Origin of the sequence: Pseudodesulfovibrio indicus, assembly GCF_001563225.1 — a bacterium.
GTDB lineage: Bacteria > Desulfobacterota > Desulfovibrionia > Desulfovibrionales > Desulfovibrionaceae > Pseudodesulfovibrio > Pseudodesulfovibrio indicus.
Window position 1 is genome coordinate 29,986 of record NZ_CP014206.1, and the last position, 26,367, is coordinate 56,352.

Consider the following 26,367-nt stretch of genomic DNA (forward strand, 5'->3'; position numbering starts at 1 on the left):
AGGTGGGCTAAGCGGTCATGGCCGTAGCAATGTCGTGTTCCCGGACGATCTCGCCATCTTTGAGTCCCAACTCGACGGCGATGTTGTGGGACTGGCCACGGATGGCGGCTCGTTCATTGCGAAGGATCGCGCGGGTGAGATCCGCGTCATAGCCCTTGGCTCGCGCCCAGGCGGCGATGGAAACGCCTTTGCGGGCAAAGTCTTCGAGGACTTCCTTGGAGGTTCGAGGCATGGTCTAACACCTTGTTTTGTTTGCTCTCGCACTAGCGAGAGTCGTTATCTGTCGCGTTGTGTATTTATTGTTTGCACCAAGATTGGTGCAATGTCAAGCACCATAGTTGGGTGAAAAGGATTGTCATGCCTGAAGACACGCTAGGCCAGCGCATTGCCATAATCAGAGGGCAAATGACCCAGGGCGACTTTGCGAAAAGAGTGGGCATCGGGAGGAATACTTTGATCCGCTATGAGCGGGGAGACAACGAACCCTCGGCTTCATTTCTCCAGAAGCTGATAAAGGATTTTGGCGTTGACCCGCAGTGGCTGTTGCTAGGGGGAGAACCGCCCATGGAGCTTTCTCCCCGCGAGTCCGCGCTCATCGCCAACTACCGTGCCAGCCCGGAAAAAGGTCGCCGGAGCGTGGAAACGATGGCTTCTGTACTGGCGGAATCACAAACCGAAAAGATGAAGAAAGCTGAGTAGGCGGCTTGGCGGGCTGCCTTTAGTCGAGGGATTCAAGGGTCGGGTGTGAAGAATTGGAAAGGAGGCTCCGGGTGATTAAGCCATTTGTGCTGATTCTGTTGCTGGTCATTGCCCTATATGGCTGTGGGGATGGTCAAAATATCCATCCCCAATTCTCAACGGCCAAGTTGAATATTGCCTGGAATGGCAGGTTGGTCCTTGAAGTTGAAACCAATCTCCCCGACGGCACCAAGGTGAACACCTGGATTGGCACTCCTCCGCCGGACAGCCGCCCATTGTATACCGACGCCTCGGTTGATCCCAGGCAATGGGATGTCGTGGTGAGGGGGGGACATTTTCGGAGTTGGTTTCCCTCGATCTACGAAAAAGGGATCAAGGCCGGACAGTATGTCGTGACGTTCGGCGTCCTCCCGGATCAGGAGGCGGTCTTGGGTCCAAAAAACAAACGTCTTACAGGGCCTAACGTTGAGGTCCTTGAGAATGGACAGAGGCTTTATTCGGATGCTGCTGCAATTGAGCTGCCGGACCTGCCTTCGCATGGCCCTTTGGTTGTGTCCAGCTTCGCTCTCCCCCGTGACACATCCCCAAAGACAATCGAACTTGTCGACTCCGTAGCCCTGGCCTTGGCGGACAAGTTCCCGGGGTTGGTCAGATACTCCTCACAGATGGATTGCATTGGGGTTGCCGAGCATGAGGTGCACCTGCACAGTGGGGAGTGGCGAGATGTGGTTACGCTTGAGTTCGTCGTTTGGGACGAGGCGGACCTGCCGCCTGACCTTTCTCGGAGTCGTGGCCATCATATTTTCGTGGATATCGGGGTGGACGGCAAGACTCTAGCTGTCAACAAACAGGCCGCCGTGTCCCTACTATTGGACAAGCCATTCGACGACGTCCCAAAGTTCTTGGACATCCCTCTCTAGATTTCCCAACCAGGCCGCCTCCGGGCGGCCTTTTCCACGCCCTCCTTTTTATAACCTCGGTTACAAGACCCGCCTCCGCGCCAGCCGTATCGTGGCCCCCGAGAACACCCCATCAACGGGGAGGCGGGCGCGACGGTCTCCTAGGCGCTGCCCGCCTTCCCAAAAGAGGAGGCCCCATGCGCACCCCCCGAATGACCAAGACCGCGACCCTGGCCCTTGCCCTGCTTTGCCTGGTCGCCCTGATCTCCCCGCAGCAGCTCGGCGTCATCGCCTACAAGGTCGCCCTGGTCCTCCTGGCCGGAGTGGCCGGGTACATCCTTGACCGGGCGCTGTTCCCGTACGCCAGGCCGCACATTCTGTCGCCCGACCCGGTGAACCCCAGGGAAATGTCCGGCGATGCGCTGAGGTTTGACCTGTGGGACACGCTTTACATCACCGCTCAAATCCGCCGCGCCGTAATCGTGGCCGCCGCCATGCTGGCCGTAGGGCTGGGGCTGTAGATGTTGCGCCGCAACTGGGAGCTGCTGCTTGCCCTGACGGTCGCTTTGCTGACCGTCCTGGGCATGGCCTCATGGGCCGACGCGGGCGACATCCCTGCCCGCGCCCAGCAGTACCGCTCGACGCTCATCCGCTGCGCCCGCGCGGAGTGGGGGCTTAATGCGCCCGTAGCCACCTTCGCGGCCCAGGTCCACCAGGAAAGCTATTGGAACCCCGACGCGCGGTCGCCCTACGCTGACGGCCTGGCGCAGTTCACTGCGTCCACCGCCAACTGGCTCCCTGAGGTCGCTCCGCAGGTCGGCGAGGCCGATCCGTTCAATCCGGGCTGGGCGCTGCGCGCCCTGACCGCCTACGACCTGCACCTGTGGTCCCGCATTTCGGCAGCCACCGATTGCGACCGGATGGCCAAGACCCTGTCCGCCTACAACGGCGGCCTGGGCTGGCTCCGGCGCGACGAGCGGCTGGCCGAGGCCCAGGGGCTGGACCCGGCCCAATGGTGGGACCAGGTGGAAGCGGTCAACGCCGGGCGTGCCCCCTGGGCCATCCGCGAGAACCGCGCCTATCCGCGCCGAATCCTGCTCCTGCTCGAACCTCTGTACGAGGGTGCCGGGTGGGGCAAAGGAATGTGCCCATGAACATCATCTCCACCCTGACCGGTTCTGTCTGGAAGAGGGTTGCCGTGGGGTTGGCCCTGACCATCCTGCTGGCCGTCCTGGTGGGCGTGGCCGCCTGGAAGGGCTACCGCGCCGGATACGCCGCCGCCGACCTCAAGCGCCGGGCCGAGGTGGCCGACATTCGCGCCGGTCACGCCGAGGCCCTGGCCGAGGCCGAGGCCCTGGCCCGTCATGCCCTGGAGGCCGCCACGGCCCGGGGCAACGCCCTGGAGGCCGAGTACCTGGCCGCCCGAAAAACCATCAACCGTCAGTCCCGCGAGCTGACCAAGCAAAGGATAGCCAATGCGAGCCGTGATCATATTGTCGTTGCTGACGGCACTGTCCGCGTCAGCCCTGAGTGGGTGCGCCTCTACAACGAGGCCATCGGAGCCGGTCCCGGTGACGGTGGTCGCGCCCTGCCCGGAGCCGCCCCCGGCGCTGCTGGAGAGGCCGGAGCCGCCGGAACCGCTGGTGCCGGGGTACTTCGAGGAGGCGCAGCCGTGACCCTCGCCGACATCCTCGCCCACGTCCGGGACAACGCCAGGCGCAGCCGTCACATGGAGGCCCAGCTCAACGCCCTGATTGACTGGGCCGAAGGGTTGCCGGAGGTTGAACATGACTGACCTCTCCACTCTGGCCGACTGGAGCCGCGTTATTTCCTTCCTCATCACGGCGGCCCAGCTCCTCACTACCGTCGGCATCATCTACCTCGGCAGCAAGTTCGTTGGCCGCAAGGACTGCGACCGGAAATGCAAGGCGCATGAGGACGAAGTAGCCCTGCTGCGGGACAAACTCCAGACGGTGAAGGATACTCAGGCCGCCGCTCCGACGGGGCGGGAGATTTCCGCCATCAAGGAACAGCTCGGAGACATGGCCGGAGACATCAAGGCGCTGCGGGTCGGTGCCGAGGCAAACGCCGACGCCATGAAGCGCATAGAGCGCCCCCTCAACCTGCTCCTCGAACACGAATTATCCGGAGGGAAATAATGAGCTTCGCTGATCTGCTTACCGAGGACCGCCGCCTTGTGCTGCTCTGCCTGCTGGACCTGGCCCCGGCGGCTCAGGCCAACACCTACGTACTGGCATCCGGCTTGCGCGAAATGGCCCACAACTGCTCCCAGGACCAGGTGGAGACCGACGCCGCCTGGCTGGCCGAGCAGGGGCTTGTCGCCGTCAAGGAGCTGGAGTCCGTCAGGGTCGTGCAGCTGACCGCGCGCGGGGCCGACGTGGCCGCCGGGCGCGCCCGCGTACCCGGCGTCAAGCGGCCTGTGCCGGGGGTGTAGCATGCCCCGTCAATCCACCATAAAGCGGCTGCCGCCCGCCATCCGTGACCGCATCGGCGCGCTCCTGGACCAGGGACGCACCCTGGACGAAATCCTCACGCACCTGGAGTCCATGGACGTACAGGTTTCGCGGTCGGCGCTGGGCCGCTACAAGCAGCATATCGACAAGGTCAGCGAACGCATCCGCCGGTCCCGCGAGGTGGCCGAGGCTATCGTGCGGAACCAGGGCGACGCCCCGGAATCCAAGACCGCCAGGCTCAACATCGAGCTGCTTCACGGCGTCATCCTGGACATGATCTCCCAACTGCCCGACGGGGCCGACAACCCCGGCAGCGACGATGCGCAATCCGTGCTGCTCACCCTGTCCCCGCGCGGGGCCATGGAGATGGCCAAGGCCATGGACCACTTGGCCAGGGCCTCCAAGCAGGACGCCGACCTCATCGCCAAGCTGCGAGAGGAGGCGCGGGCCGAGGCCGAGGCCGAGATGGACAAGGCCGTGGAAGAAGTCGCCAAGCAGGACGGCGGCAAGGCTTCCGCCGAGGACGTCCTCCAGCGCATCCGGGCCGTCTACCGAGGCGAGGCATGAGCAACGGCATCCTGCATCCGTATCAGCAGCGATGGGCTGCGGATCAGTCCCGGTTCAAGGTCGGCATGTTCGCACGCCAGACCGGCAAGACGTTTACCACCACCTACGAGATCGCCGACGACATCCTGGAACACGACATCCGCAAGGAGCGCACCCGGTGGGTTATCCTGTCGCGCGGCGAGCGCCAGGCCAAGGAGGCCATGGACGAAGGCCTCAAGCTCCACCTGCGCGCCATGGGCGCTGGCTTCGACGCCTACTCCGAGGACTCCGGGTACCGGTACGAGGACGGCTCCTCCATCAAGGCCCAGGAGATCATCCTCAAGCACGGCAGCCGGGTGACGGCCCTGCCTGCAAACCCCGACACGGCGCGCGGTTTTTCGGCCAACGTGTTCCTCGACGAGTTCGCCTACCATGCCGACTCCCGCAAGATATGGGCGGCGCTGTTCCCGGTCATCTCCAAGCCTGGACTCCGGCTGCGCGTGGTCTCCACCCCCAACGGCAAGGGCAATAAATTCTACGAGCTGATGACCGATGCCGCTCTCGGCAAGGTGTGGAGCCGCCATGTGGTGGACATTCACCAGGCCGTTGCCGAGGGGCTTCCGCGTGACATAGCCGAGCTGCGCGCCGGTCTGGGCGACGACGACGCCTGGGCGCAGGAATACGAGCTGAAGTGGCTGGACGAGGCGTCCGCCTGGCTCTCCTACGACCTGATCGGCGGCGTGGAGCATGAGCGGGCGGGCATCCCGGAGAACTACACCGGCGGCCCCTGCTTCGTGGGCGTGGACATCGGCATACGGGGCGACCTGTTCGTCATCTGGATTTTCGAGAAGGTGGGCGACGTCCTTTGGACCCGCGAGGTGATCGTGCGCAAGCGGATCTCTTTTGCCGAGCAGGACGCTCTCCTGGACGAAGTCTTCGCCCGCTACCACGTTGTGGCCTGCCGCATGGACCAGACCGGCATGGGGGAGAAACCCGTCGAGGATGCCAAACGCCGCCACGGTCAGGTGCGTGTCCAGGGAGTCATCTTCAACCCTGCGACCAAACTCTACCTGGCGACCCTGGGCAAGGAAGGCTTCGACGACAAGACCGTGCGCATTCCTCTCGGTGATCAAGCGCTGCGGGCCGACCTGCATAAGCTGCGCCGTGAGAGCACCCCCACCGGGGCCCCGCGTTTCGTGGCCGAGTCCGATGCCTCGGGCCACGCCGACCGAGCTTGGGCCTGCTTTCTCGCCCAGGCCGCCGCCGACGTCGGCCAGGAACGTTTCGAATACGAAGCCGTCCGCCCCCCCAGGATTGACGACGACAAAGACGACCGGCCGTGTCGCTGCACCGCCGGATTCAGCAGAGGTATTCTATGAAGACTCCCCTCCTGTATGACAGCCGAGGCAATCCCATCGTCCGCAAGGCTTTGACCGAAGAGGCGGCGGCCCCGTCTCTGACCGGAATCCGTTCCATCTGGGACAATGAATCCGTGGCCCTGGGGCTGACCCCGCAGCGACTCGCCCAAGTCCTGCGCGCGGCTGCCGACGGCGACGCCCGCGAGTATCTGATCCTGGCGGAAGAGATGGAGGAGCGCGACCTGCACTACGCCTCGGTCCTGTCCACCCGCAAGCGGGCCGTGGCCGGTATCGAGCCCAACGTTATTCCCGCCTCGGATTCCCCCAAGGACCGGGAGATAGCCGAGGCCGTCAAGGAGCTGGTGGAGCGTCCCGAATTTTCCCACCTGGTCACCGACCTGCTGGACAGCCTGGGCAAGGGGTATTCCGCCTGCGAGATCATGTGGGACCAGAGCGGAGCCCAGTGGACGCCCAGGGAGTACATCTGGCGCGACCCGCGCTTTTTCGTCTTCGATAGGACCTCCCGCCAGAAGCTGCATCTGCTGACCGACGAGGCGAGTTTTGAGGGCGTTCCGCTTTCGCCGTTCAAGTTTATCGTGCATATCCCGCATCTCAAGTCCGGCATCCCGATCCGGGGTGGCATTGCCCGGCTTGCCGCCGTGGCCTGGATGTGCAAGGCGTATTCGCTGACCGACTGGATGGCGTTCTGCGAGGTGTTCGGCATGCCCATCCGCATCGGTCGATACGGCGAGAACGCCTCCGAGCGCGACAAGGACATCCTGCGCCGGGCCGTGGCCAACATCGGCATGGACGCGGCCGCGATCCTGCCCGACTCCATGCGCCTGGAGTTCGTCGAGGCGGCCAAGTCCGCCGGTGGTCAGGAGCTGTTCCTGCGGCTGGCCGAGTACCTGGACCGCCAGATTTCCAAGGGCATCCTGGGCCAGACCATGACCACGGACGACGGCAGCTCCCAGGCGCAGGCCGAGGTGCACAACGAGGTCCGGCTGGACATCAAGAATGACGACGGCAAGCAGGTCGCGGCGACGGTAAACCGCGACCTGGTCAAACCGTTCGTGGACCTGAACTACGGCGTCCAGGAGCGCTATCCCCGCGTCCGCATCCATGAGGAGGAGCCCGAGGACATCACGGCGCTGGCCGACATCCTCAACAAGATCGTGCCGCTCGGCGGCGCGCGCATCTCGGCCCGGTCAGTGCGCGAGCGGCTGGGATTCCCGGAGCCCGAGGGCGACACCGACCTGCTCGGCCTGGACGCTCAGGCAGAACCGGCCCCGGCTATCAACCGCGCCATGAACCGCGCCGAAACCGACGCCGACGAGCTGGAGCGCATGGCCGACGAGGCTCTGGCCGATTGGGAGCCGATCATGGCCCCCCTCGTCAACCCCGTGCAGGAACTGGCCGACCGCTGCGCCGATTACGACGAGTTCCTGGACGGCCTGGGCGAGATCGCCCGCGCCATGGACGCCGAGACGCTGATCCGCTCCCTGGCCGAGGCGACCTTCAGGGCGCGCGGCCTGGGCGACGTTGAGGACTAGCCGTGGCCAAGCCCGCGCATCTCATCCCGCCGCCCAAGGAAGCCCTGGCCTGGTTCAGGTCCAAGGGCATCAAGCCGAGCTTCGACCACACCGACGTCTGGCGCGAGGAGCATGCCTCGGCGTTCACTGTGGCCAAGGCCACCAAGCTCGATATTCTTTCCGACATCCGGGCCGAGGTGGACCGCGCCCTGGCCGAGGGCCGCACTTACCGCGACTTCGCCAAGAACCTGACTCCGACCCTCCAGCGCAAGGGGTGGTGGGGCGTCAAGGCGCAGACCGACCCGTTGACCGGCGAGACGCGCATGGTGCAGCTCGGCAGCCCCCGCCGCCTGAAGGTGATATACGAGACCAACATGCGCACCGCGCGCAGCGCCGGGCAGTGGGAGCGCATTCAGCGCACCAAGGCCGGGCTGCCGTACCTGCTCTATCAGCTGGGACCGTCGCGGGAGCACCGCCCGGAGCATGTGGCCTTTCACGGCCTGCTGCTGCCGGTGGATGAAACGTTCTGGTCAACGCACATGCCGCCCAACGGCTGGGGCTGCAAGTGCCATGTGCGCCAGGTCTCCAAGGGCGAATACGCGCGGTTGCAAAAGAACGGCGTTCGCGCCCCGGAGCCGGAGCAGGAGATCAACCCGGACACAGGGTTGCCCACCGGCCACCGCATGCCTTCATCTGTGCCGGTCAGGACAAAGGCCCCGAACCTCGGGACGCGGGAGTGGGTCAACAAGCGCACCGGCGAGGTGCACCGCGTGCCGGTCGGCGTCGACCCCGGCTGGGACTACAACCCCGGCGCGGCAGGCCGCCTCAACAAGTCCCTGGAGCTGGCAGGGCAGAAGCTCGTCCAGGCAGGAGCCGAAGGCGGCCCGGTTGTCCGCGAGCTGGTGGCGGGTACGCTGGAGGATTGGGCCAAGTCGCCCAAGGCGGACTTTCCCATCGGCCTCATGTCCGAGGCCGACGCGGCCCGGATCGGCGGCAAGGTCCGGTTGGTCAACCTGTCGCCGGAGACAATGGCCAAGCAGCTGCGCGCGCATCCCGAACTGGCCTTCGACGAATACGCCACCGTCCAGGACGCCCTGGATCGCGGCGAGGCCATCCAGGACGGCCCCAGGAGCCTGGTCTATCTGCTGGAGTCCGACGGGTATGTGGTGGTGGTCAAGGCTACGCGGACGGGCAAGGCGCTGTTTATGACGAGCCTCCGGCGCTTGCCGTCCAGCGACGCCCGACGGGACGTCGAGCTGCGCCGCCTGCGGGGCAAACAAAAATGAGCCTCGGGGTACGAGGCTCATTGTCAGCTGACCGGCGGGGCCTCCCTGCCCGGACCGAGTCCGGCAACCCCGCATAATACACCGACGCAAGCGCCGGGTTACGGCCGGGAGATTCATCACCGTGTCGCGGCCAGCTGATCCATAAATACACCCTCACATCGTCCGAGTCAAACCCACTCCGCCAAATTCGCCCCTGTCGCGCCGTCGCCCTCCGGCGCGAGCCCTCGCCCGGTTTTTCCGGGAAAATGCGCCGTAGGGCGTTCATGAACGCCTGTGAACGCCCCGCCGTGGTCCTCGATGCCCGGCATTGTCACCCGATCCCAGCCAGCCCGACCTGATCCCCGTCTCATTTTATAACCTCGGTTACAAGCCAGGGGCCGGTTGAGCGTGTCAACGTCGGCTCCATGCACAAAGACTTCCTCAAAGCAATAAATGTTGAATTGGTCAACGGGGCCGCGCCTGAGTGGGTGCAGCTCCTGCCCCCCGGTCCCAAAGTCGAGGGCCGCGACGGCCGCTATTGGTGGTTCGGCCCCGAGGAACATCGCTCCGTCATGGATCGTTTCGTTGGCGGCCAAATCGACATGCCCATCGACCGCGAGCACTCCACCGACAAGAAAGGAGCCTTGGGCGAGGAAGCCCCGGCCGCCGCGTGGATCACGGAGTTGGCCGACCGAAATGGAGATGGCGGCGTGTGGGGGCGCGTGGATTGGACCGTGCGCGGTCGCGCTCAGGTCGAGGCCCGCGAATACCGTTATCTCAGCCCCGTCTTTTTCTACACCAAGGATCTGCGCATCGTAGCCCTGGATTCCGCAGGGCTGACCAATAAACCCAACCTTCACCTGACCGCGCTCAACCGGCAGGTGGCAACCATGGAGGACGACGCCATGCGCAAGGCACTGTGCCAAAAGCTTGGTCTGCCGGAGACGGCATCCGACCAGGAAATCATCGACGCCGTGACCAAGGTCCAGGGGGACCTTTCCACGGCTTCCAACCGGGCCATGAGCAAGGACCTGCTGTCCGCGCTCGGCCTGACCGAGGACGCGGGGGCCGACGCGGCTGCCGCCAAGGCCAAGGAACTGACCACGAGCAAGGCTCTCAACGCCCAAGGGCTGCCCCAGGGCGTGGACCTGTCCAGCCTGGTGCCGCGCGCCGACCTGATGCAGGCCCTCAATCGCGCCGAGACCGCCGAGAAGGCGATCAAGGAGCGCGACGCCAAGGAGCTGGACGGCAAGATCGAGGTCGCGGTCAACACCGCCATCAGGGAAGGCAAGATTGCCCCGGCGAGCAAGGACTACCACATGGCCATGTGCCGGACCGAAAACGGCCTGGCCCAGTTCGAGGCGTTCGCCAAGTCCGCGCCCCAGCTCATCGCCGATCCGCAGCTGCCGGAAACGCCCGGCAACACGGAAAAGGCCCTGAACCAGCAGCAGGCCCACATCGCCGCGCAGTTCGGCAACACCGCTGAAGACCTGGCCAAGTACGCCGGGAAGGAGGGCTAACCCATGGCTCTTTCCGCTGATCGCAACACCCCGCTCAAGGACGGCAAGGAAATCCCCGTCCCGATGGCTGCCGGTGCCAAGGTTTACGGCGGCGGCATCGTGGTGGCCAACGCCACCGGCTACGCCGCCCCCGGCAGCACGGCCACGACCCTCACCTACCTCGGGCGCGCCGAGGAACAGGTGGACAACACCGACGGCGCTGACGGCGACAAGACCGTCCGTGTCGGTCGCCTGAAGGCGTTCAAGTTCGAGAACTCGGACGCCGACCCCGTCACCCAGGCCAGCCTGGGCAAGCCTTGTTACATCGTCGACGACCAGACCGTGGCCGCGACCGACGGCACCTCGACCCGCTCCGCAGCGGGCATCGTGGTCGGCGTGGAATCCGACGGCGTGTGGGTCGAGTAACCCAAGGAGACATAAAAAAATGAAACGCTATTTCACCACCGCCCTGGCCTGGGTCCTGCTTGTCGGAGCCTGCCTGGCCATGGCCGCGATCCCCGAGTCCGCCACCGCCGCAACCCCTGATCTGGGTGTGTTGTCCGGCTTCGCCTTCGGTGGCCTGCTCGTCAACAAGTCGGTCGTGGCCGACATCTTCACCAACCTCAAGGCGACCTTCAACAAGCAGTTCGAGGCCGCGCCGTCGGATTGGGAGAAGACCGCCACCCTCGTGCCGTCTTCCACCAAGCAGAACGACTACGCCTGGCTTTCCCGTTTCCCCCGAATGCGGGAGTGGGTCGGCTCCAAGGTGGTCAAGGCCCTGGCCGCATTCGCGTACACCATCATCAACAAGGACTGGGAAGCGACCATCGAGGTCATGCGCAATGACATCGAGGACGACACCCTGGGAATCTATGGCCCCATGGCGATGGAAGCGGGGTTCTCGGCCAAGCAGTTGCCTGACGAGATCGTGTCCGACCTCAAGAACAACGCCTTCACCAATGTCTGCTTTGACGGCCAGTACTTCTATGACACCGACCACCCCGTGGGTGAGACCTCGGTGTCCAACAAGTTGACCACCGCGCTTTCCAACGCCACCCTGGCGCTCGCCTTGGCCAGCTATGGCGCTGCCCGCACGGCCATGATGAACTTCAAGGACGAGGACGGCCGTCCCCTCAACCTGATCCCCGACACGCTGGAAGTCCCGCCCGCCCTGGAGGCGATGGGCACCCTGCTCCTCACGGCCGACAAGCTGGGCGACGACAGCCCCAACCCCTACAAGGGGACGGCAAAGCTGCTCGTCAATCCGCGCCTGACCTCGTCCACGGCCTGGTTCCTCCACTGCACCACCCGCCCCCTCAAGCCGTTCCTGTTCCAGGAGCGCAAGAAGCCCGTCTTCGTGCAGCAGACCGACTCCCAGTCCGACGATGTCTTCAATCGCGGCGCGTTCAAATTCGGGGCCGAAGCCCGCTCCAACGGCGGCTATGGCCTCTGGCACACCTCGGTGGGCTCCACCGGCGCTGGCGCATAGGGGAGGTGAAGCATGAGCATTACCATCATCTCCAAGCGTGAAGGCTTCCGCCGGGGCGGTATGGCCCACCCGGCCAAACCGACCACCTACCCGGACGACAAGTTCACCGCCGAGCAGCTCGCGGCCATCAAGGCCGAGCCGATGCTCGTTGTGACCCTGGCCGAGGACGAAAAGGACACCAAGGCTGCTGCCAAGGCCAAGGCTGACGCCGAAGCCAAGGCCAAGGCCACCGCCGAAGCCAAGGCCAAGGCCGACGCCGACGCCAAAGCCGCCGCCGACGCCAAGGCCAAGGCTGATGCCGACGCCAAGGCCAAGAAGTAGGAGCAACGGGTAATGGCCTACGCCACCCAACAGGACATAATCGACCGGTACGGCGAGGATCAGCTCTTGGTCCTCGCCGACCGGGACGGTGACGGCGCGGCCGACCAGGACGTGGTCGACCGCGCCCTGGCCGACGCCGATTCCGAGGTCGATCTCTACGTTTCGGCCCGGTACGACGTTCCCCTGGCCACGGTCCCGGCCGTGCTGGTCCAGGTCGCCGTGGACATCGCGGTCTACCGCATGTGCAACAACGACGCCCTGGCCACCGAGGAAATCCGCAACCGGTTCAAGGACGCCCGCTCCCTGCTGGAGAAGATCTCCAAGGGCGTGGTCTCCCTGGGACCTGTGCCGGAGGCGTCGGGCGGCCAGGCCGCCGAACCGGCCGTCATCTCCAAGCCCCGCGTCTTCGGTCGCGGGGCGCGGCGGGGGGCTGCTGTGAGCGTCACCCTGCAAGTCTCCATGGGCGAGCTGGAGCGGCTGGCGAGCCGCATAGGCGCGCTCGGCAACCTGGACACGCGCCCCCTCATGGACGAGGCGGGCGCGCTCCTTGAGTCACAGACCCGGCGGCGGATCGACGAAGAGAAGACCGCACCCGACGGGACGCCCTGGGAGCCGTGGTCCGAGTCCTACGCCGCATCCCGCCACCACGGGCAGAGCCTCTTGAACGCTTCCGGCGCGCTCCTCGACTCCATCGCCTACGCCGTCGGCATCGGCGGCGATCATGTGGAATGGGGGTCGAACCTGGTCTACGCCGCCGCCCATAACTTCGGCTTGGATATGTCCTTGGTCGGTTCCCGCCGCCGGATCACGATCCCGGCCAGGGAGTATCTCGGTCTGTCCGTGGAGAACGAGGAAGACCTGGCCGCCCTCGTCGACGACTTTATCGACCGCCAGATGGAGGCCCTGCAATGAGCCTGGATACCCTTCGCACCGCCGTGGCGGACACCCTCAAGACAGCCCTGCCCGCATCCGTTTCCGTGGAGTCGCATGGCGGCCGTTTCGATCAGGCCGAGCTGCGCCGGATCATGGCCAAGGCCCCGGCCGTGTTCGTGGCCACCCTCGGTTTTTCCGATCTCAAATACGACCACGGCGACTTTCAGGCCACCATTTCCTGGGGCGCGTTCGTCGTGACCAGGGACGCCCCCAAGGTCTCTCGGGATCAAGGCGCATCAGTCCTGGTCAACGCCCTGGCCATGACCATCCCCGAGAACACCTGGTCCCTGGACAACGAGTGCGTCAACACTCCGCAGGCGGTTCGGGGCGACAACCTTTTTTCCGCAACCGTGGACAAGCTGGGCGTGGCCATGTGGGCCATCACCTGGCGTCAGACCATGTTGCTGGGCAAGGCCCTGTCCGACGAGGACCTGGCCGCCCTCGACCTGTTCGAAACCCTTTACACCCAGTTCCCGGTCGCGGACGACGCGCCCCTGGCCGAGGACAAGGTACAGCTGCCCCAGGGAGGGTAGCGGGAGGCAACCGTGGAGAGAAAAACCCTCTGCATCAAACCCGCCGAGGACGGGCTGGTGGTCCGCGATCCGCGCACCATGGAACCCCTGCCGAGCTACGGCAAGGTAGTCCCGGACACCAGTTTCTGGAGACGCCGCCTGCGCGACGGCGGCGTGGAAAAAACCACCGCCGAGGCCATCGCCAACGGGGTCAAGGCCGCCCAGGCCGCCCAGACCAAAGCCAAGGCCGCCGAAGCCAAGGCCAAGGCCGCAACCTCGGAAACCAAGGAGTAGCCCATGGCCATCAGCTTCAACGAAATCCCCGACAACCTGCGGGTGCCGCTGGTCTACATCGAGTTCGACAACTCGAACGCCGTCCTGGGAACGCCGGACATCGAGTACAAGCTCCTGGTCCTGGGCCAGATGCTGGCCGCCGGGACCGCCGACGAGGCCGTGCCGGTGCGCGTGTTGAGCGCGGACCACGCCGTCAGCCTGTTCGGCAACGGGTCCATGCTGGCCGAGATGTTCGACGCCATCAAGGGCGCGGACAAGTACCTGGAGACCTGGGCCATCCCGCTTTCGGACGACGACGCGGGCGTGGCCGCCACCGGGACTATCACCATCACCGGCTCGGCAACGGCCGCCGGGGTTCTCAACTGCTACATCGGCGGCCGCCGCGTCCGCGCTGCCGTGGCCGCCCTGGACACGGCCGCCGAAGTGGCCACGGCCCTGGCCGCCGCCATCAACGCCTATTCGGACGCCCCCGGCCTGGCCGTGACCGCAAGCGCCGACGCCGGGGCCGTCACCCTGACCGCCCGCCACAAGGGCGAGTCCGGCAACGACATCGACATCCGGTTCAACTATTACACCGGGGAAACTCTGCCCGCCGGTCTGTCCGTGGCCATCGCCGCCATGGCCAACGGCGCGGCCAACCCGGACGTAGCCGACGCCATCGACGTCATGGGCGACGAATGGTGGAACGGCCTGGTCATGCCCTGGACCGACGGGGCGAACATGACCGCCCTGGAATCCGAGCTGCTGACCCGCTGGGGGCCCATGTCCATGCAGGACGGCATCGCCTACACCGCGCTCCGCGAGACGCACACCGGCGCGGCCACCTGGTCCTCCACCCGCAACAACCACCTGGACAGCTGCATGCCCGCCGACGGCTCGCCCACCTCTCCCTGGGTATGGGCCGCCGTCTATGCCACCGTGGCCTGCGACTCCCTGTCCATCGACCCGGCGCGCCCGCTCCAGACCCTGGCCCTGACCGGCGTCCTGGCCCCGGCCAAGGAGGACCGCTGGACCAAGGAGGAGCGCAACCTGCTCCTCTATGACGGGTTGTCCACCTTCACCGTGGGCAGCGACGGCACGGTCCGCATCGAGCGCGCCGTCACCACCTACCAGACCAACGCCTACGGCCTGCCCGATCCGAGCTACCTGGACGTGACCACCCCGGCCACGCTCAGCTACATCCGCTACGCCACCCGCTCGCGGATCACGCAGAAGTTCCCGCGCCACAAGCTGGCCGACGACGGAACCCGCTTCGGTCCCGGCCAGGCCATCGTCACCCCGTCCATCGTCCGATCCGAACTGCTCGCCCTGTTCCGCGAGCTGGAGGAAAAGGGGCTGGTGGAGAACTTCGAACAATTCAAGCAAGACCTTATTGTCGAACGCGACGCGGACAATCCCAACCGTCTCAACGTCCTGTTCCCGGCCAACATCGTCAACCAGCTCCGCGTCTTCGCCGAGCAGATTCAGTTCATCCTGTAGGAGGGAATCATGCAAGTAACCGGGAAAGCGATCATCCGCGTGAACGGCAGCGAACTGCGCACCGCAGACGAGGCCACCCTCAAGCCCGGCGGCGTGTCCCGCGAACCCGTCAAGGGTTCCGGCAAGGTCCACGGCTTCACCGAGACCACCGAGGCACCGGAGTTGGAGTGCACCGTCTACCACACTGCGGACACGTCCCTGGCCGACATCATGAAGATCACCGACGCCACCGTGATCTTCGAGACCGACACCGGCAAGCGGTTCGTCCTGACCGGGGCATTCGTCACCGACGCCGTGTCCCTCAAGGTCAAGGGCGGCGAGGTCGACGTGAAGATGTCCGCCATCACCTGCGAGGAGGACTAGATGCAAAGGACCGTTCCCCTGACCAAGTTTGTAACGGTAGGCGAGGCCGAGTGCCGCGAGGTTGTCCTGCGCGAGGCCACGGCGGGCGACGTCATCGAAGCCACCGAGGAAGCCGAGCGCGTGGCAATGACTCCGCAGGGACCGGCGCTGCTGGTCAGCCCCACGCGCCTGGGACTCGGAGTCCTGCGGCGTCAGGTCGTGTCCTTCGGCTCCCTGTCCGGCCCCGCCGATTTGGCGTGGATCAAGCGGCTTTCCCCGGCTGATCTGGATAGCATCCAGGCGGAGGCGGAGGCCATGGACGCCGCCGTAAGCCTGGACGTCGGTGCCGCCCTGAGCGATCGGGGGCGAACTGACGGGTCAGGCGGGAACGATTGAGCAAATCGTCCTGATCCTGGCCATTAGGACGGGGTGGCCCGAGCGCGAGCTGCTCGGCATGCCCCTCCGCAGACTGCTTAGATACCTGCAACACATGAAGCGAGCCAAATGAGCAACATGCGCACCTCCGTGATCCTGGACCTGGCGGGCAACCTCCAGGGCAAGGCCAAGAGTTACTCCAGCGCGCTCGGCAACCTGGCCAGCCGTGGATCGCGCAGCCTCGACATGCTGCGCCGGTCCACGGCCGCCGCCGGGCGCGGGCTGGACGCCCTGGGCAACCGCTACACCGCCCTTGTCACCGGTGCCGCCGGGTTGGGTACGGCCAGGATGCTGATAGGCACCCAGACCCGCTTCACCCGGTTGGGCATTCAGGCGTCCATTGCCGAGAAACAAGTCGAGCAGCTCAAACAGCAGATTTACGAGGTGGCTCAGGCCCCGATAATCCGCGTTGACCCAGGCCAGATAACCTCCGCCATCGAACAGATAGTCGAGCTGACTGGCGACCTGAAGTTCGCCGAGGACAACATCCGCAATATCGGCGTGGCCATCAGCGCAACCGGCGCGGCCGGTCAGGATGTCGGCGCTTTATTGGCCGAGTTCCAGAAGATGGACATCAAGAGCCCGGACCAGGTCCTGGAGGCTCTGGACATCCTGAACGCTCAAGGCAAGATGGGCGCGTTCACCCTGCAAAACCTCGCGGCGTTGGGTCCGCGCGTCATCACCGCCTACACAGCGGCCGGGCGCGGCGGCACCGGCGCGCTGCGCGAGATGGGCGCGGCGCTCCAGATGATCCGCATGGGTACGGGGTCCTCCGAAATGGCCGCCACCGCATTTGAGGCGACCATGCGGACCCTGTCCGACCCGGCCAAGCTCAAGCGCCTCAAGAACGCAGGCATAGACGCCTGGAAAGAGGGCATGCTTCGGCCCATCAACGAGATCATGGCCGAGATCATCACCAAGACCGGCGGCGACACGGTCAAGCTCGGTCGCATCTTCGACGCCGAGGCGGTCCGCGCCTTCAACCAGGCCGCCGGAGAGTTCAAGCGCACCGGCTCCCTGGATTCCCTGGCCAAGTTCATGGCCGTGCAGGGCGACGGCGCCACCACCCTGGCCGACTCGGCCCGCGCGGCCAAAGACGCCTCGGCGGGCATGACCTCATTATATACGGCCTGGTCCAAGTTCGCGGACAACCGGCTGTCCGGCATCATCGAGAAGGCCGCCGACGCCCTCAACGCCCTGGGATCGGAAGGCGCGGACAAGCTGATGGCCGGGCTGGGCTACGGCGCTGCCGCGCTCGGCGCGCTGGTGGTGGGCCGCAAGGTATACAACGGGGTCCGTGGCCTGCGCGGCCTGTTCGGCGGCAAGGGCGGCGCGGCCGGTGCGGCGGGCAGCCTCCTGGGCGGCATGAAGACGCCGCTGCCCGTCTATGTGGTCAACAAGCAAATGAGCCTCATGCCCGGCGAGTACGGCGGCGGATGGCAGGGCGGCGGCAAGTCCGGCAACGCCATATCGAAGCGCGGCGGCAGGCTCGGCAAGACCCTGGCCGGGGCAGGCAAGTGGGGCGGCCGCATCGGCGGCGCGCTGGCCATGGCCGGGACCGCCTACGAACTTTACGACGCCTGGACCGACGACAGCGCTTCGACCTCGGCCAAAGTGAACGCTTCCGGCGGGGCCGTGGGCTCCGGCCTGGGCGGCTGGGGCGGCGCGGTTGCCGGTGCGCAGCTCGGCGCGGCACTCGGTTCCATCGTTCCCGGCCTGGGTACGGCCATCGGCGCGGCCATCGGCGGCGTCGGCGGCGGCATTGCCGGGGCCTGGGCCGGGGGCAACCTGGGCGAGCAGCTCATGGACCTGATCGGCTTCGGCAAGCAAGAGCGGCCCGAGGGCAAGCTGCGCATCGAGGTCAGCGACGACCGAACTCGTGTAACGCGCATGGACGCCAGCGGGATGGAACTGGACGTTGATTCCGGCATTTACATGGCGGGGGTGGGCCGATGAGCTGGCAAGAAGAGTTGCGCGACGCGAAGTTCAGGGGCAAGCCGTTCTTTGTCGAAGAGCATGAGCTGTCCGGCGGCCGCCGCAAGCAGGTCACCGAGTACCCGCTGCGCGACGATCCGGCCACCGAAGACCTCGGGAGGAAAGCACACCGGTTTTCCTTCCAGGCTTTCGTCATCGGCCCGGACTACATGGCCGCGCGGGACGCCCTGCTGGAAGCCCTGGACGAGGCCGGACCGGGCGAGCTGATCCACCCGTACTTCGGGAGCCGGACCGTGGACATCCTGGAATGGTCGGTCCGCGAATCCACCCGCAAGGGCGGCATGGCCACCTTCACCATCTCCTGCGTCCAGGCGGGCAAGACCGTGCTGCCGAGTCGGACCGTCAACACGGCGGTGGGGGTGCAGACCGCGTCCGCCTCGCTTACCGAAGTCACGGCCGCCGGGTTCGTGGAGACCTGGGACGTGTCCGGGCCGGAGTGGGTCCGGCTGGAGGCGCTGGACGCCGTCGATTCGGCCCTGGATGCGATCTCCGGAGCCATGGACATGACCAGCATGCCGTTCGACATGGCCAACTCGGCCTTGGCGGACATCACCAGCCTGAAGGCGGACGGGTTGTCCCTGCTGAACTTCCCCGACCTGCTGGCCGACCGGCTCTGCGCCCTGGTCGATGATCTCTTTGACTTGGTCTCCTTTGATACCTCCGGTCTGTCCCTGTTCTCCAGCCTGTTTTCCTTTTCCTCGTCCACGCGCGCGGCCAGCTCGCCGCTGTCCACCGTGGGCGCGAAGGTCGCGGCCAACGGCTCGGCCCTGACCAGGCTGATCCGCAACACGGCCCTGGCCTCTGCCGCCACGGCCTTTGCTTCTACGACCGCCGCGTCAACAGCCTCGACTTCCACTGGCTCGTCCACGGGATTCGAAACCTTTGACGACGCCCTGGCCGTGCGCGAGGAGCTGGTGCAGGCCATCGATGCGTCCTCGTCCGAGGCCAGCGACCCGGAGTACGCCGCCCTGACCGATCTGCGCGTTGCCGTGGTCCAGGACTTCGCCAGCCGCGAGTCCCTGCCCAGGCTCACCTCGTACCAGCCCGCCGAGACCCTGCCCGCCGTGGTTGTCGCCTATGACATCTACGGCGACGCGGCCCAGGCGGATCAAATCGTCACCCGCAACAAGGTCCGCCATCCCGGCGCGATCCCCGGCGGTTCCGTCCTGGAGGTTCTCGGTGGCTAGTCATGACGTTACCCTCAAGGTCGGCGGTCAGATTTACGCCGGATGGAAGAGCATCACGATCCGCCGCTCCATGGAACAGCTCGCCTCGACCTTCGAGCTGGGGCTGACCGATCGCTGGAACGGTTCGTCCGTCGCCCGGCCGATCAAGCCCGGCCTGGCATGCTCCGTGCTGATCGACGGCAAGACGATCATCACCGGCCACATAGACGACGCCGAGCCGAGCTACGACGGGGCCGCGCATGGCATCACCGTATCCGGCCGCGACCTGACCGGCGACCTTGTGGACTGTTCCGCTCCGTCAACGCAATTCGCCGACCGGACCCTGCTCCAGGTGGCCAAGGACCTGTGCAAGCCCTTCGGCGTCGGCGTGAAGGCCGAAACGGACGTCGGCGGCGTGTTCTCCACCCTCAAAAATAACGAGGGGGATTCGATTTTCGATACCCTTGAGTCGGCCGCCCGCGTCCGGGCCGTGCTGCTCATGTCCGACGGCCTGGGCAACCTGCTCCTGACCAAGGCGGGAACCGACCGCGTTTCCACCCGCCTGGCCCTGGGCGAAAACATCGTCACGGCCTCGGCCCGGTTTTCCAACCGCGATCGGTTCAGCTCGTACACGGTCAAAGGCCAAAGCGCGGGCGGCGACGATTGGAACGCCGAGGACGCGGCGCATCCCCTGGCCACGGCCACGGATACCGGCGTGAGCCGCCACCGTCCACTCACCGTTCTGGCCGAGGAGAACATCGACCAGGCCGCCGCTCAGAAGCGGGCCGACTGGGAATGCAACGTCCGCTTCGGCCGCAGCCGCCGGGTCCAGTACCGGGTGGCCGGTTGGACCCATGCCGACGGGCTGTGGACACCCAACCGCCTCGTCCGGGTGAAGGACGCCTACCTGGCCGTTGACCAGGAGCTGCTCATCGCCGGGGCCGCCCTGACTCTGGATGGAAAGGGATGGTGGACCGATCTCGACCTGCTGCCGCGTGAGGCGTTCCTCCGCGCCGCGCTGCCGGAACCGGAGGACGCGACATGGTAATGCGCCTGCTGGAAAAGACCCTCGCGCCCTTGCGCCGCAAAGTCATGCTCCTGGTGTCCCGCGCCGTGCTGACCCTGGCCGACGACGAGACCACCCTCCAGACCCTCCAGGCCAAGCTCCTGGGTGACGAGGTATTGTCCTCTCTGGAGCGGTTCCAGCAGTACGGGTTCACCTCCGTGCCGCATGCCGGTGCCGAGGCCGTGGCCCTCTCCCTGGGCGGCAACCGTTCCCACACCATCATCATCAACGTGGACGATCGCCGCTACCGCCTCAAGGGGCTGGAGAACGGCGAGGTCGCACTCTACACGGACGAGGACCAGAGCGCGGACGGCTGCCGCATCGTCCTCCGGCGCGGCAACAGGATCGCCCTCCAGGCCCGCGTGATTGATATTCGCGGCGAGGAACGGGTGCACATTTCCGGCAAGGAGGTCGAGATCCACGCCGACGAGCGCCGCGAGATGGACGTGGCCGGCTACGGCGACGCCCTCAATTACACGGGGGGCACCTGGACCACCGATACCTACCACGACGGCTCGGTGTTCGGTCCTTCAACCGAACACGGCATCCAGCCCCCGGAGGTGGACTAGATGGACGCGGCGCTGGTTTGGAAGGAGATGGGCGCGGACCTGACCCTGGAGAATCTCTCCCTGGTCCAGGACGACACCCTGAAAACCGCCGTGGTCCTGTCCCTGTTCATCGACCGCCGGGCCGAGGCCGACGACGAACTGCCGGACAACACCTCCGACCGCCGGGGGTGGTGGGCCGACACCTTCGCCGAGGTGAACGGCGACCGCATCGGTTCCCGGCTCTGGCTGCTCAGCCGCGAGAAGCATGTGCCGTCCGTCCCGATCCGCGCCAGGGAATACGCCGAGGAGGCCCTGGCCTGGTTCGTCGAGGACGGCGTGGCCGAATCCGTGTCCGTGGAGACCTGGTGGGTCCGTCGTGGCGTCCTGGGGCTGCTGGTCAAGATGTACCGGCCCAACGCCCCGGCCATTGAGTTCAAATTCGACTACCTCTGGGAGAATATCTGATGCCGTTTGACCGTCCGTCCCTCAGTGATCTTATCAGCCGGGTCAAGGCCGACATCGAGTCGCGTCTGGCCGGGGCCGACGCCAGCCAGCGCCGGACCCTCCTCGGCATCCTTGCCGTTGTTGAGGCAGGAGCCGTGCACGGCCTGTACGGCTACCTCGACTGGATCGCGGCCCAGGGCATGCCCGACACCGCCGACGCCGAGCAGCTGGAGCGATGGGCGTCCATCTGGGGCAAGCAGCGCAAGTCGGCGGCTTCGGCCACCGGCCTGGTCACGTTTACCGGCTCCGACGGCAGCGTGATCCCGACCGGCACGGTGGTCTCGCGTTCCGATGGCCTGGAGTTTTCCACCACCGAGGACGGGACCATTGCCGCCGGGTCGGCGGCCGTGGCCGTAACGGCCGTGGAGGCCGGTGCCGACGCCAACACCGCCGCCGGGGTCAAGCTCAAGCTCGTTTCCGCTCTGAGCGGGGTGCAGTCCACGGCCGTTGCCGGGGAACTTTCCGGCGGCGCTGACGTGGAAGGCGACGGCGACCTCCGATCCCGGCTCCTGGCCAGGATACGCCAGGCCCCGCACGGCGGCGCGGACTTCGACTACGTTGCCTGGGCGCTGGAGGTCTCCGGCGTGACCCGCGCCTGGGTCTATCCCCTGGAGCTGGGAGCCGGAACCGTGACCGTGCGCGTCATGACCGACGGCACGACCGAGGATGGCATCCCCGCCGCCGAGACCGTGGACGCGGTGCAGACGTACCTGGACGCGGCGCGCCCCGTTACCGCCGAGGTCTTCGTGGTCGCGCCGGTGGCCGTTCCCATGGACCCGGCCATCAGCATCAGCCCCAACACCGAAGCCGTGCAGGCCGCCATCGAGGCCGAGCTGGGCGACATGCTCCTGCGCGCCGCCGAGCCGGGCGCGACCATCCGCGTCAGCCATCTGCGGGAGGCCATTTCCATTGCCACCGGCGAGGCCGATCACGTCCTCCTTTCCCCGGCCGCCGACGTGGCCCACGCCGTGGGCGAAGTGGCCACGCTGGGAACCATCACCTGGAGTGATCTCTAATGCTGACCGCCGAGCAGTACCGTGACCAGCTGATGGCCCTGGCCCCGCGCGGGGCGGCCCTGCCCACCGACCTCGACAGCGTGTGGTGCCTCCTGCTCCTGGCCATGGCCACGGAGCTGGCCAGGGCGGACCGCCGGGCCGACGACGTGCTGGACGAGCTGGACCCGCGCACGGCCTTGGAGCTGCTCTCCGATTGGGAGCGGGTCTGCGGCCTGCCCGGCCAGTGTTCCCAGGCGTCCGAAACGATCCAGGAACGGCGCGAGGCGCTCCTCCTGGTCCTGACCGCGCAGGGCGGACAGTCGGTCGCGTATTACGAGGAGATCGCCGCCGCCCTGGGCGTAGCCGCCGTGGTCGAGGAGTTCCACCCGTTCCTGGCCGGATCGGACACCGGCGATCCGCTGACCAACGATGGTTGGACCCATGCCTGGCGCATGCGCGGCCCGGATGCAACCGTCAGATATTTCGAGGCCGGAGGAGCTGCCGCAGGCGAACCCCTGGCCGATTGGGGCAACGAGGCCTTTGAGTGTAACATGCTCCGGCTTGCTCCGGCGCACACCCTTTTAACTTTTGCCTATGGAGACGAATAATGGACAGAATTGACCATTCCACCGCAACCGAAGCCCATCAGTTTACCGAGGGCAACCCGGCCCTGGGCGTTCCCGCCACCGTGGTCACGGAGAAGTGGCTGAACGGGGTCCAGGAAGAGCTTGTGGGCATCATTGCCGGGGCCGGAATCGTCCTTGATGCCGAGGACACAACCCAACTTGGCCAGGCCATATCCTTCATGATCGCAAACTACGCGCGAACCCGATTGACCGAGGACATCGTTGTCACGGTCGGGCCGGGCGGGGATTTCTCTTCCATCACCCAGGCCATCTCCTTCCTGTCCCGGACCTACTACAGCGCGGGCGACGGATATATCGCCACCGTGTTGCTCCGCTCCGGGTTCGTTTGGGCAGAATCTGTTGCACTGTCCTGCGCGTTCCTGCCCTGGGTGTCTATCGCCAGCGAGGACGCGGTCGTGCAGGTTCAGCGGTCTGCCATCCCGGACGGAGCAGCTGTTTTCGCTGGTGATAGATGTATCATGCCTGAACTGTTGGCCCCCCTGGCCATGGACTCCAGCGGCACGGCAGGGTCCCATATCGGTATCCACCTCATCGGATCGGTCCTCTCAATGTCCGGCGGATTCCGTGATGGCGATTGGCGCAACATTGTTGTGCAGAGCAACAGCTCCTTGTCTGCGACCGGCTGCGATTTTTCAGGGGCAGGGGACATCGGCGTGTATGTCCAGGACTCGCGAGCGGTCATTGATTCGTCCGACGTCTCCTCCTGTGCCACCAATGGCATCATGGGCATGCGATCGTCCTTCATCTCCGCCGCATCGTCCAATGCCGACAACTGTGGGGTAGGCATGAAGGCCAACATGGGCGCGGTCATCACGGCCTGGAGTTCCCACGCGGTCAACTGCGCCACCTATGGCTACCATGCCGCCGACCTGGGCCAGATGCAGGTCACCAGCGCCGACGCATCAGGAGCTGGCACTTACGGGTATTGTGTCACATCTGGTGCAATGCTGAACAGACGCGCATCGACGGGATCGTACAGTCAGGCGCTGATTACCCCGACCACGCACGGAATTATATTCTAGGAGGCAACCTATGCTCTGCGTTTTCCGCAACGGATGCCATACCGGCAGCACCTACCCGACCGATACCCCCGAGGCCCGCACACACCATGCATCGCAAGGCGAAATCTGCGTATGGATACAGGACTGTCCGGCCCTGGCCATCGGCGACACTCTCGACAACCTGAGCGAACTCATCACGACGGATGCCGCCAGGACTGTGCGCGCCGAGCGTGACGCGCTGCTCTCGGCTAGCGACTGGACCCAGGTTGCCGATGCCCCTCTGACCCCTGAGCAAATCGCCGCCTGGGCCACATACCGCCAGGCTCTGCGCGACGTCCCGGAACAGGCTGGGTTCCCCGCCGACGTGACCTGGCCGGAGGCCCCGTAATGACCAGCCTTGACCACCCTTGGGACTGGCTGACGCACCTGACCATGGCGCTGATCCCGGCCATCATCGTCTGGATGATGACCGGGAACCCCTGGGCCGGGGCCGTGGCCGGAGCCCTATGCCTCTACTACCGCGAGTACATGCAGGCGTATTACCGCGCTGTCCGCAACGGCAGCGCGGCCAGTCCGCGCACCGAGGTCGTGGCCCTGCTGGCCCCGTGGCGTTGGACACCCGACTCCTGGGGCGACGTGCTGGTTCCGGTGGCTGTGCTGCTGGGGGCAGCCCTTGCCATGACCCTGCTGGGGGCGTGATGGACGAAGCCGACTACGCCCAGAACTACGAGACCATGGACCGGGCCGTGGCCCTGGCCGCGCGCCACCGCCGCCCCGGCCCCGGCGCACCCACGGTGGACGGCGTCCCCGTCTGCCGCGAGTGCGGCGACCCGATCCCGCCCGCCCGGCTCCAGGCCGTCCCCGGCTGCGACCTCTGCCGCGACTGCCAGGCCGAGGCCGACCGAGCCTAACCCCAACTGCTCTTTGAAAACCGCATAGGCGCAACCAAGACAAAGACCCGCCGGACGAATCCGGCGGGCCGATCTCAAGAGGAACAGGCGGGGGCGTTCGCACCGCCCCCACTGGCGCGGTGTGGAGTACCGCACCACCAGCCGAGGCCAGCTGCTCCATTCACCTGTACAGGCTGAAAGGGAAATAGCAGGCCGCGACGTAACCTGTAAAGTAAGGTAATATGAATGAGTTTCGTTGTCGCAGATGCTCACGACTGCTAGCCATGGAATCGATTGAAGACGGCGCGTTGGACATCCAATGCCCGCGCTGCAAGACAATGAACCGCATGAGGACCGAGAGTCCCGACCCCGAAGGCCGCCGAGCCTCCCCCAAGGAGAAACGCCGTGCCTTCCCGTATCAAACCGCATCATCCACCCATCCCCGGTAAGTTCGACCCGCCCGCCGACGACCGCCCCGGCTACATCGAGGGCGAGTCCGGCGTGGCCGGTTTCGGCTGCCGCGACTTCTACGTCGCCTGGATTCCCTCCAGGCTGGCTAGGGAGCTGCTCATCAAGCACCACTACTCCCACCGCATCGTCAACAACAGCTATTGCCACCTCGGCGTCTACTACCGCCGGAACCTGGCCGGGGCGCTCTCCTTCGGCTACGCCCTGAACCCGATACAGGTCGGCAAGATCGTGCCGGACACGAAGACAGGCGAGTATATGGAGCTGAACCGCATGTGGCTGGCCGACGTGGCCCCCAGGAACAGCGAGAGCAAGGCGCTCTCCTACGCCTTCAAGTACATCAAGCGGGCATGCCCGAGCGTCGCCTGGGTGCAATCCTTCGCCGACGAGCGCTGCGGACGGAACGGCGTCGTCTACCAAGCCGCGAACTTCCTCTATTGTGGCCACCACTGGACCGAGTTCTACTTCCTGGACGCCGAGTATTACCATGTGATGCTGCTCACGACCAACAAGAAGGGCGGGGGGAGAGGGAGGACGCTGCGGGCCAACCTCGACCGCGCGATCCCGCTCCGGTTCCGTCAGTTCCGCTACGTCTATTTCATCAAAAAGAACTGGCGCAAACGCCTGGCACTCAAAACCCATCCCTACCCCAAGCCGGAGTCAACGGACTAACCCTCCGGCCCTCACCACAAGGAGCCGGGCCGATGCACCCCCCAGCATCAGCCCGGCTCCTTTCTCTTTGACGTCGCCGCACGTTTTTGAAACACTGTTACCACAATAGAAACAAACAGGCCGGGGCAATTATCCCGCCGTCAGCCCGAAATTTTCGCGCGCGGCTTTACCCCGCAACCAAATGAGGAAGGCCCCCCCGCCGGTCCCTTCCTCTCCCCCTTCCCCCTCTCCCAAACAAAAAGGGGACGGCACCCCCTGCCGTCCCCTCCCCCGCCCGCCATGCGGCAAAAATTGACAAACCCTTGACGCCCGCTCCTCTCCCCCCATTTCCAAGACAG

Annotated in this window: 35 protein-coding genes; 34 read left to right on the plus strand and 1 reads right to left on the minus strand. The window is 65.8% G+C overall.

Translation table 11 applies throughout. The annotated features are described in order from the left end of the window. Positions 1-7: 7 nt before the first annotated feature. Positions 8-232 (minus strand): helix-turn-helix domain-containing protein, encoded by a 225-nt coding sequence (locus AWY79_RS00170; protein WP_066798936.1) that lies wholly within the window; start codon positions 230-232, stop codon positions 8-10. A gap of 125 nt (positions 233-357) precedes the next feature. Here AWY79_RS00170 and AWY79_RS00175 point away from each other — a divergent pair, with 125 nt between their 5' ends. From AWY79_RS00175 to AWY79_RS00340, 34 genes are all read left to right on the plus strand, one after another. After that, positions 358-699: a helix-turn-helix domain-containing protein gene (locus AWY79_RS00175; protein ID WP_066798938.1), complete on the plus strand. Its 342-nt coding sequence runs from the start codon at positions 358-360 to the stop codon at positions 697-699. 71 nt (positions 700-770) lie between these two features. Then, positions 771-1,619, plus strand: coding sequence for a hypothetical protein (locus AWY79_RS00180; protein WP_066798940.1), 849 nt, complete (start codon positions 771-773; stop codon positions 1,617-1,619). Between the two features lie 176 nt (positions 1,620-1,795). Next, complete coding sequence (locus AWY79_RS00185) at positions 1,796-2,119, plus strand: putative holin (protein WP_066798947.1); 324 nt, start codon at positions 1,796-1,798, stop codon at positions 2,117-2,119. Beyond that, positions 2,120-2,752 carry a transglycosylase SLT domain-containing protein gene (locus tag AWY79_RS00190; RefSeq protein WP_066798949.1) on the plus strand — a complete coding sequence of 211 codons (633 nt, stop codon included), beginning with the start codon at positions 2,120-2,122 and terminating at the stop codon, positions 2,750-2,752. It abuts the gene before it with no gap. After that, positions 2,749-3,393, plus strand: a complete 645-nt coding sequence (locus tag AWY79_RS18515) for a hypothetical protein (protein WP_066798951.1) — start codon at positions 2,749-2,751, stop codon at positions 3,391-3,393. Before AWY79_RS00190 ends, AWY79_RS18515 begins: the two co-directional genes overlap by 4 nt. Then, positions 3,386-3,757 carry a DUF2730 family protein gene (locus AWY79_RS00200; RefSeq protein WP_066798953.1) on the plus strand — a complete coding sequence of 124 codons (372 nt, stop codon included), beginning with the start codon at positions 3,386-3,388 and terminating at the stop codon, positions 3,755-3,757. The genes AWY79_RS18515 and AWY79_RS00200 overlap by 8 nt, the downstream gene beginning before the upstream one ends. Continuing rightward, positions 3,757-4,053: a VpaChn25_0724 family phage protein gene (locus AWY79_RS00205; protein WP_066798955.1), complete on the plus strand. Its 297-nt coding sequence runs from the start codon at positions 3,757-3,759 to the stop codon at positions 4,051-4,053. Before AWY79_RS00200 ends, AWY79_RS00205 begins: the two co-directional genes overlap by 1 nt. A gap of 1 nt (position 4,054) precedes the next feature. After that, the gene (locus AWY79_RS00210) at positions 4,055-4,639 is read left to right on the plus strand and encodes a DUF3486 family protein (protein WP_066798956.1); all 585 of its coding nucleotides are present in this window, start codon (positions 4,055-4,057) and stop codon (positions 4,637-4,639) included. After that, the gene (locus tag AWY79_RS00215; protein WP_066798958.1) at positions 4,636-5,997 is read left to right on the plus strand and encodes a terminase large subunit domain-containing protein; all 1,362 of its coding nucleotides are present in this window, start codon (positions 4,636-4,638) and stop codon (positions 5,995-5,997) included. The genes AWY79_RS00210 and AWY79_RS00215 overlap by 4 nt, the downstream gene beginning before the upstream one ends. After that, entirely contained in the window at positions 5,994-7,529 is a 1,536-nt protein-coding gene (locus tag AWY79_RS00220; protein ID WP_066798960.1) for a DUF935 domain-containing protein, read from the plus strand. The genes AWY79_RS00215 and AWY79_RS00220 overlap by 4 nt, the downstream gene beginning before the upstream one ends. Before the next feature lie 2 nt (positions 7,530-7,531). After that, positions 7,532-8,794 (plus strand): phage head morphogenesis protein, encoded by a 1,263-nt coding sequence (locus tag AWY79_RS00225; protein WP_066798961.1) that lies wholly within the window; start codon positions 7,532-7,534, stop codon positions 8,792-8,794. 404 nt (positions 8,795-9,198) lie between these two features. Then, the gene (locus AWY79_RS00235; protein WP_078063536.1) at positions 9,199-10,293 is read left to right on the plus strand and encodes a phage protease; all 1,095 of its coding nucleotides are present in this window, start codon (positions 9,199-9,201) and stop codon (positions 10,291-10,293) included. Positions 10,294-10,296: 3 nt separating this feature from the next. After that, positions 10,297-10,698, plus strand: coding sequence for a hypothetical protein (locus tag AWY79_RS00240; RefSeq protein ID WP_066798964.1), 402 nt, complete (start codon positions 10,297-10,299; stop codon positions 10,696-10,698). A 19-nt stretch (positions 10,699-10,717) separates the two neighbouring features. After that, positions 10,718-11,761 (plus strand): Mu-like prophage major head subunit gpT family protein, encoded by a 1,044-nt coding sequence (locus AWY79_RS00245; RefSeq protein ID WP_233490960.1) that lies wholly within the window; start codon positions 10,718-10,720, stop codon positions 11,759-11,761. 12 nt (positions 11,762-11,773) lie between these two features. Continuing rightward, positions 11,774-12,082 (plus strand): HI1506-related protein, encoded by a 309-nt coding sequence (locus AWY79_RS00250; RefSeq protein ID WP_066798966.1) that lies wholly within the window; start codon positions 11,774-11,776, stop codon positions 12,080-12,082. A gap of 12 nt (positions 12,083-12,094) precedes the next feature. Continuing rightward, entirely contained in the window at positions 12,095-12,994 is a 900-nt protein-coding gene (locus AWY79_RS18520) for a phage virion morphogenesis protein (RefSeq protein WP_099093181.1), read from the plus strand. Further along, on the plus strand, positions 12,991-13,548 hold the full coding sequence (locus tag AWY79_RS00260; protein ID WP_066798968.1) for a phage protein Gp37: 558 nt from the start codon (positions 12,991-12,993) through the stop codon (positions 13,546-13,548). The genes AWY79_RS18520 and AWY79_RS00260 overlap by 4 nt, the downstream gene beginning before the upstream one ends. A gap of 12 nt (positions 13,549-13,560) precedes the next feature. Further along, positions 13,561-13,821, plus strand: coding sequence for a DUF2635 domain-containing protein (locus AWY79_RS00265; protein ID WP_133987418.1), 261 nt, complete (start codon positions 13,561-13,563; stop codon positions 13,819-13,821). A 3-nt stretch (positions 13,822-13,824) separates the two neighbouring features. After that, positions 13,825-15,300: a phage tail sheath subtilisin-like domain-containing protein gene (locus AWY79_RS00270; RefSeq protein WP_066798969.1), complete on the plus strand. Its 1,476-nt coding sequence runs from the start codon at positions 13,825-13,827 to the stop codon at positions 15,298-15,300. A 9-nt stretch (positions 15,301-15,309) separates the two neighbouring features. Next, positions 15,310-15,663, plus strand: coding sequence for a phage tail tube protein (locus tag AWY79_RS00275; protein ID WP_066798971.1), 354 nt, complete (start codon positions 15,310-15,312; stop codon positions 15,661-15,663). Continuing rightward, a complete protein-coding gene (locus tag AWY79_RS00280) occupies positions 15,664-16,038 on the plus strand; it encodes a phage tail assembly protein (RefSeq protein WP_066798973.1) in 375 nt (124 codons plus the stop codon). Between the two features lie 108 nt (positions 16,039-16,146). Beyond that, complete coding sequence (locus AWY79_RS00285) at positions 16,147-18,033, plus strand: phage tail tape measure protein (RefSeq protein WP_066798975.1); 1,887 nt, start codon at positions 16,147-16,149, stop codon at positions 18,031-18,033. Further along, entirely contained in the window at positions 18,030-19,259 is a 1,230-nt protein-coding gene (locus AWY79_RS00290; protein WP_078063537.1) for a DNA circularization protein, read from the plus strand. Before AWY79_RS00285 ends, AWY79_RS00290 begins: the two co-directional genes overlap by 4 nt. Continuing rightward, complete coding sequence (locus AWY79_RS00295) at positions 19,252-20,286, plus strand: phage baseplate assembly protein (RefSeq protein WP_066798978.1); 1,035 nt, start codon at positions 19,252-19,254, stop codon at positions 20,284-20,286. Before AWY79_RS00290 ends, AWY79_RS00295 begins: the two co-directional genes overlap by 8 nt. Beyond that, positions 20,280-20,873 (plus strand): phage baseplate assembly protein V, encoded by a 594-nt coding sequence (locus AWY79_RS00300; protein WP_233490961.1) that lies wholly within the window; start codon positions 20,280-20,282, stop codon positions 20,871-20,873. Before AWY79_RS00295 ends, AWY79_RS00300 begins: the two co-directional genes overlap by 7 nt. Further along, complete coding sequence (locus AWY79_RS00305; protein ID WP_066798983.1) at positions 20,874-21,317, plus strand: phage GP46 family protein; 444 nt, start codon at positions 20,874-20,876, stop codon at positions 21,315-21,317. After that, positions 21,317-22,372, plus strand: a complete 1,056-nt coding sequence (locus AWY79_RS00310; protein WP_066798985.1) for a baseplate J/gp47 family protein — start codon at positions 21,317-21,319, stop codon at positions 22,370-22,372. Before AWY79_RS00305 ends, AWY79_RS00310 begins: the two co-directional genes overlap by 1 nt. Next, positions 22,372-22,959, plus strand: a complete 588-nt coding sequence (locus tag AWY79_RS00315; protein WP_066798987.1) for a YmfQ family protein — start codon at positions 22,372-22,374, stop codon at positions 22,957-22,959. The genes AWY79_RS00310 and AWY79_RS00315 overlap by 1 nt, the downstream gene beginning before the upstream one ends. Continuing rightward, a complete protein-coding gene (locus AWY79_RS00320) occupies positions 22,959-24,020 on the plus strand; it encodes a right-handed parallel beta-helix repeat-containing protein (RefSeq protein WP_066798989.1) in 1,062 nt (353 codons plus the stop codon). The genes AWY79_RS00315 and AWY79_RS00320 overlap by 1 nt, the downstream gene beginning before the upstream one ends. Before the next feature lie 10 nt (positions 24,021-24,030). Next, positions 24,031-24,387 carry a tail fiber assembly protein gene (locus tag AWY79_RS00325; protein ID WP_066798990.1) on the plus strand — a complete coding sequence of 119 codons (357 nt, stop codon included), beginning with the start codon at positions 24,031-24,033 and terminating at the stop codon, positions 24,385-24,387. After that, positions 24,387-24,698: a hypothetical protein gene (locus AWY79_RS00330; RefSeq protein ID WP_066798991.1), complete on the plus strand. Its 312-nt coding sequence runs from the start codon at positions 24,387-24,389 to the stop codon at positions 24,696-24,698. The genes AWY79_RS00325 and AWY79_RS00330 overlap by 1 nt, the downstream gene beginning before the upstream one ends. Continuing rightward, positions 24,698-24,910, plus strand: a complete 213-nt coding sequence (locus AWY79_RS00335) for a TraR/DksA C4-type zinc finger protein (protein WP_166671400.1) — start codon at positions 24,698-24,700, stop codon at positions 24,908-24,910. The genes AWY79_RS00330 and AWY79_RS00335 overlap by 1 nt, the downstream gene beginning before the upstream one ends. A gap of 221 nt (positions 24,911-25,131) precedes the next feature. After that, a complete protein-coding gene (locus tag AWY79_RS18045) occupies positions 25,132-25,338 on the plus strand; it encodes a Com family DNA-binding transcriptional regulator (RefSeq protein ID WP_078063538.1) in 207 nt (68 codons plus the stop codon). Further along, positions 25,295-26,029, plus strand: a complete 735-nt coding sequence (locus AWY79_RS00340) for a Mom family adenine methylcarbamoylation protein (protein ID WP_233490963.1) — start codon at positions 25,295-25,297, stop codon at positions 26,027-26,029. Before AWY79_RS18045 ends, AWY79_RS00340 begins: the two co-directional genes overlap by 44 nt. Positions 26,030-26,367 lie beyond the last annotated feature (338 nt).

Coding starts and splice junctions, on each gene's coding strand:
- AWY79_RS00170 (WP_066798936.1), bottom strand. CDS start 232: ATGCCTCGAACCTCCAAGGAAGTCCTCGAAGACTTTGCCCGCAAAGGC.
- AWY79_RS00175 (WP_066798938.1), top strand. CDS start 358: ATGCCTGAAGACACGCTAGGCCAGCGCATTGCCATAATCAGAGGGCAA.
- AWY79_RS00185 (WP_066798947.1), top strand. CDS start 1,796: ATGCGCACCCCCCGAATGACCAAGACCGCGACCCTGGCCCTTGCCCTG.
- AWY79_RS00190 (WP_066798949.1), top strand. CDS start 2,120: ATGTTGCGCCGCAACTGGGAGCTGCTGCTTGCCCTGACGGTCGCTTTG.
- AWY79_RS18515 (WP_066798951.1), top strand. CDS start 2,749: ATGAACATCATCTCCACCCTGACCGGTTCTGTCTGGAAGAGGGTTGCC.
- AWY79_RS00200 (WP_066798953.1), top strand. CDS start 3,386: ATGACTGACCTCTCCACTCTGGCCGACTGGAGCCGCGTTATTTCCTTC.
- AWY79_RS00205 (WP_066798955.1), top strand. CDS start 3,757: ATGAGCTTCGCTGATCTGCTTACCGAGGACCGCCGCCTTGTGCTGCTC.
- AWY79_RS00210 (WP_066798956.1), top strand. CDS start 4,055: ATGCCCCGTCAATCCACCATAAAGCGGCTGCCGCCCGCCATCCGTGAC.
- AWY79_RS00215 (WP_066798958.1), top strand. CDS start 4,636: ATGAGCAACGGCATCCTGCATCCGTATCAGCAGCGATGGGCTGCGGAT.
- AWY79_RS00220 (WP_066798960.1), top strand. CDS start 5,994: ATGAAGACTCCCCTCCTGTATGACAGCCGAGGCAATCCCATCGTCCGC.
- AWY79_RS00235 (WP_078063536.1), top strand. CDS start 9,199: ATGCACAAAGACTTCCTCAAAGCAATAAATGTTGAATTGGTCAACGGG.
- AWY79_RS00240 (WP_066798964.1), top strand. CDS start 10,297: ATGGCTCTTTCCGCTGATCGCAACACCCCGCTCAAGGACGGCAAGGAA.
- AWY79_RS00245 (WP_233490960.1), top strand. CDS start 10,718: ATGAAACGCTATTTCACCACCGCCCTGGCCTGGGTCCTGCTTGTCGGA.
- AWY79_RS00250 (WP_066798966.1), top strand. CDS start 11,774: ATGAGCATTACCATCATCTCCAAGCGTGAAGGCTTCCGCCGGGGCGGT.
- AWY79_RS18520 (WP_099093181.1), top strand. CDS start 12,095: ATGGCCTACGCCACCCAACAGGACATAATCGACCGGTACGGCGAGGAT.
- AWY79_RS00260 (WP_066798968.1), top strand. CDS start 12,991: ATGAGCCTGGATACCCTTCGCACCGCCGTGGCGGACACCCTCAAGACA.
- AWY79_RS00270 (WP_066798969.1), top strand. CDS start 13,825: ATGGCCATCAGCTTCAACGAAATCCCCGACAACCTGCGGGTGCCGCTG.
- AWY79_RS00275 (WP_066798971.1), top strand. CDS start 15,310: ATGCAAGTAACCGGGAAAGCGATCATCCGCGTGAACGGCAGCGAACTG.
- AWY79_RS00280 (WP_066798973.1), top strand. CDS start 15,664: ATGCAAAGGACCGTTCCCCTGACCAAGTTTGTAACGGTAGGCGAGGCC.
- AWY79_RS00285 (WP_066798975.1), top strand. CDS start 16,147: ATGAGCAACATGCGCACCTCCGTGATCCTGGACCTGGCGGGCAACCTC.
- AWY79_RS00290 (WP_078063537.1), top strand. CDS start 18,030: ATGAGCTGGCAAGAAGAGTTGCGCGACGCGAAGTTCAGGGGCAAGCCG.
- AWY79_RS00300 (WP_233490961.1), top strand. CDS start 20,280: ATGGTAATGCGCCTGCTGGAAAAGACCCTCGCGCCCTTGCGCCGCAAA.
- AWY79_RS00305 (WP_066798983.1), top strand. CDS start 20,874: ATGGACGCGGCGCTGGTTTGGAAGGAGATGGGCGCGGACCTGACCCTG.
- AWY79_RS00310 (WP_066798985.1), top strand. CDS start 21,317: ATGCCGTTTGACCGTCCGTCCCTCAGTGATCTTATCAGCCGGGTCAAG.
- AWY79_RS00315 (WP_066798987.1), top strand. CDS start 22,372: ATGCTGACCGCCGAGCAGTACCGTGACCAGCTGATGGCCCTGGCCCCG.
- AWY79_RS00320 (WP_066798989.1), top strand. CDS start 22,959: ATGGACAGAATTGACCATTCCACCGCAACCGAAGCCCATCAGTTTACC.
- AWY79_RS00325 (WP_066798990.1), top strand. CDS start 24,031: ATGCTCTGCGTTTTCCGCAACGGATGCCATACCGGCAGCACCTACCCG.
- AWY79_RS00330 (WP_066798991.1), top strand. CDS start 24,387: ATGACCAGCCTTGACCACCCTTGGGACTGGCTGACGCACCTGACCATG.
- AWY79_RS00335 (WP_166671400.1), top strand. CDS start 24,698: ATGGACGAAGCCGACTACGCCCAGAACTACGAGACCATGGACCGGGCC.
- AWY79_RS18045 (WP_078063538.1), top strand. CDS start 25,132: ATGAATGAGTTTCGTTGTCGCAGATGCTCACGACTGCTAGCCATGGAA.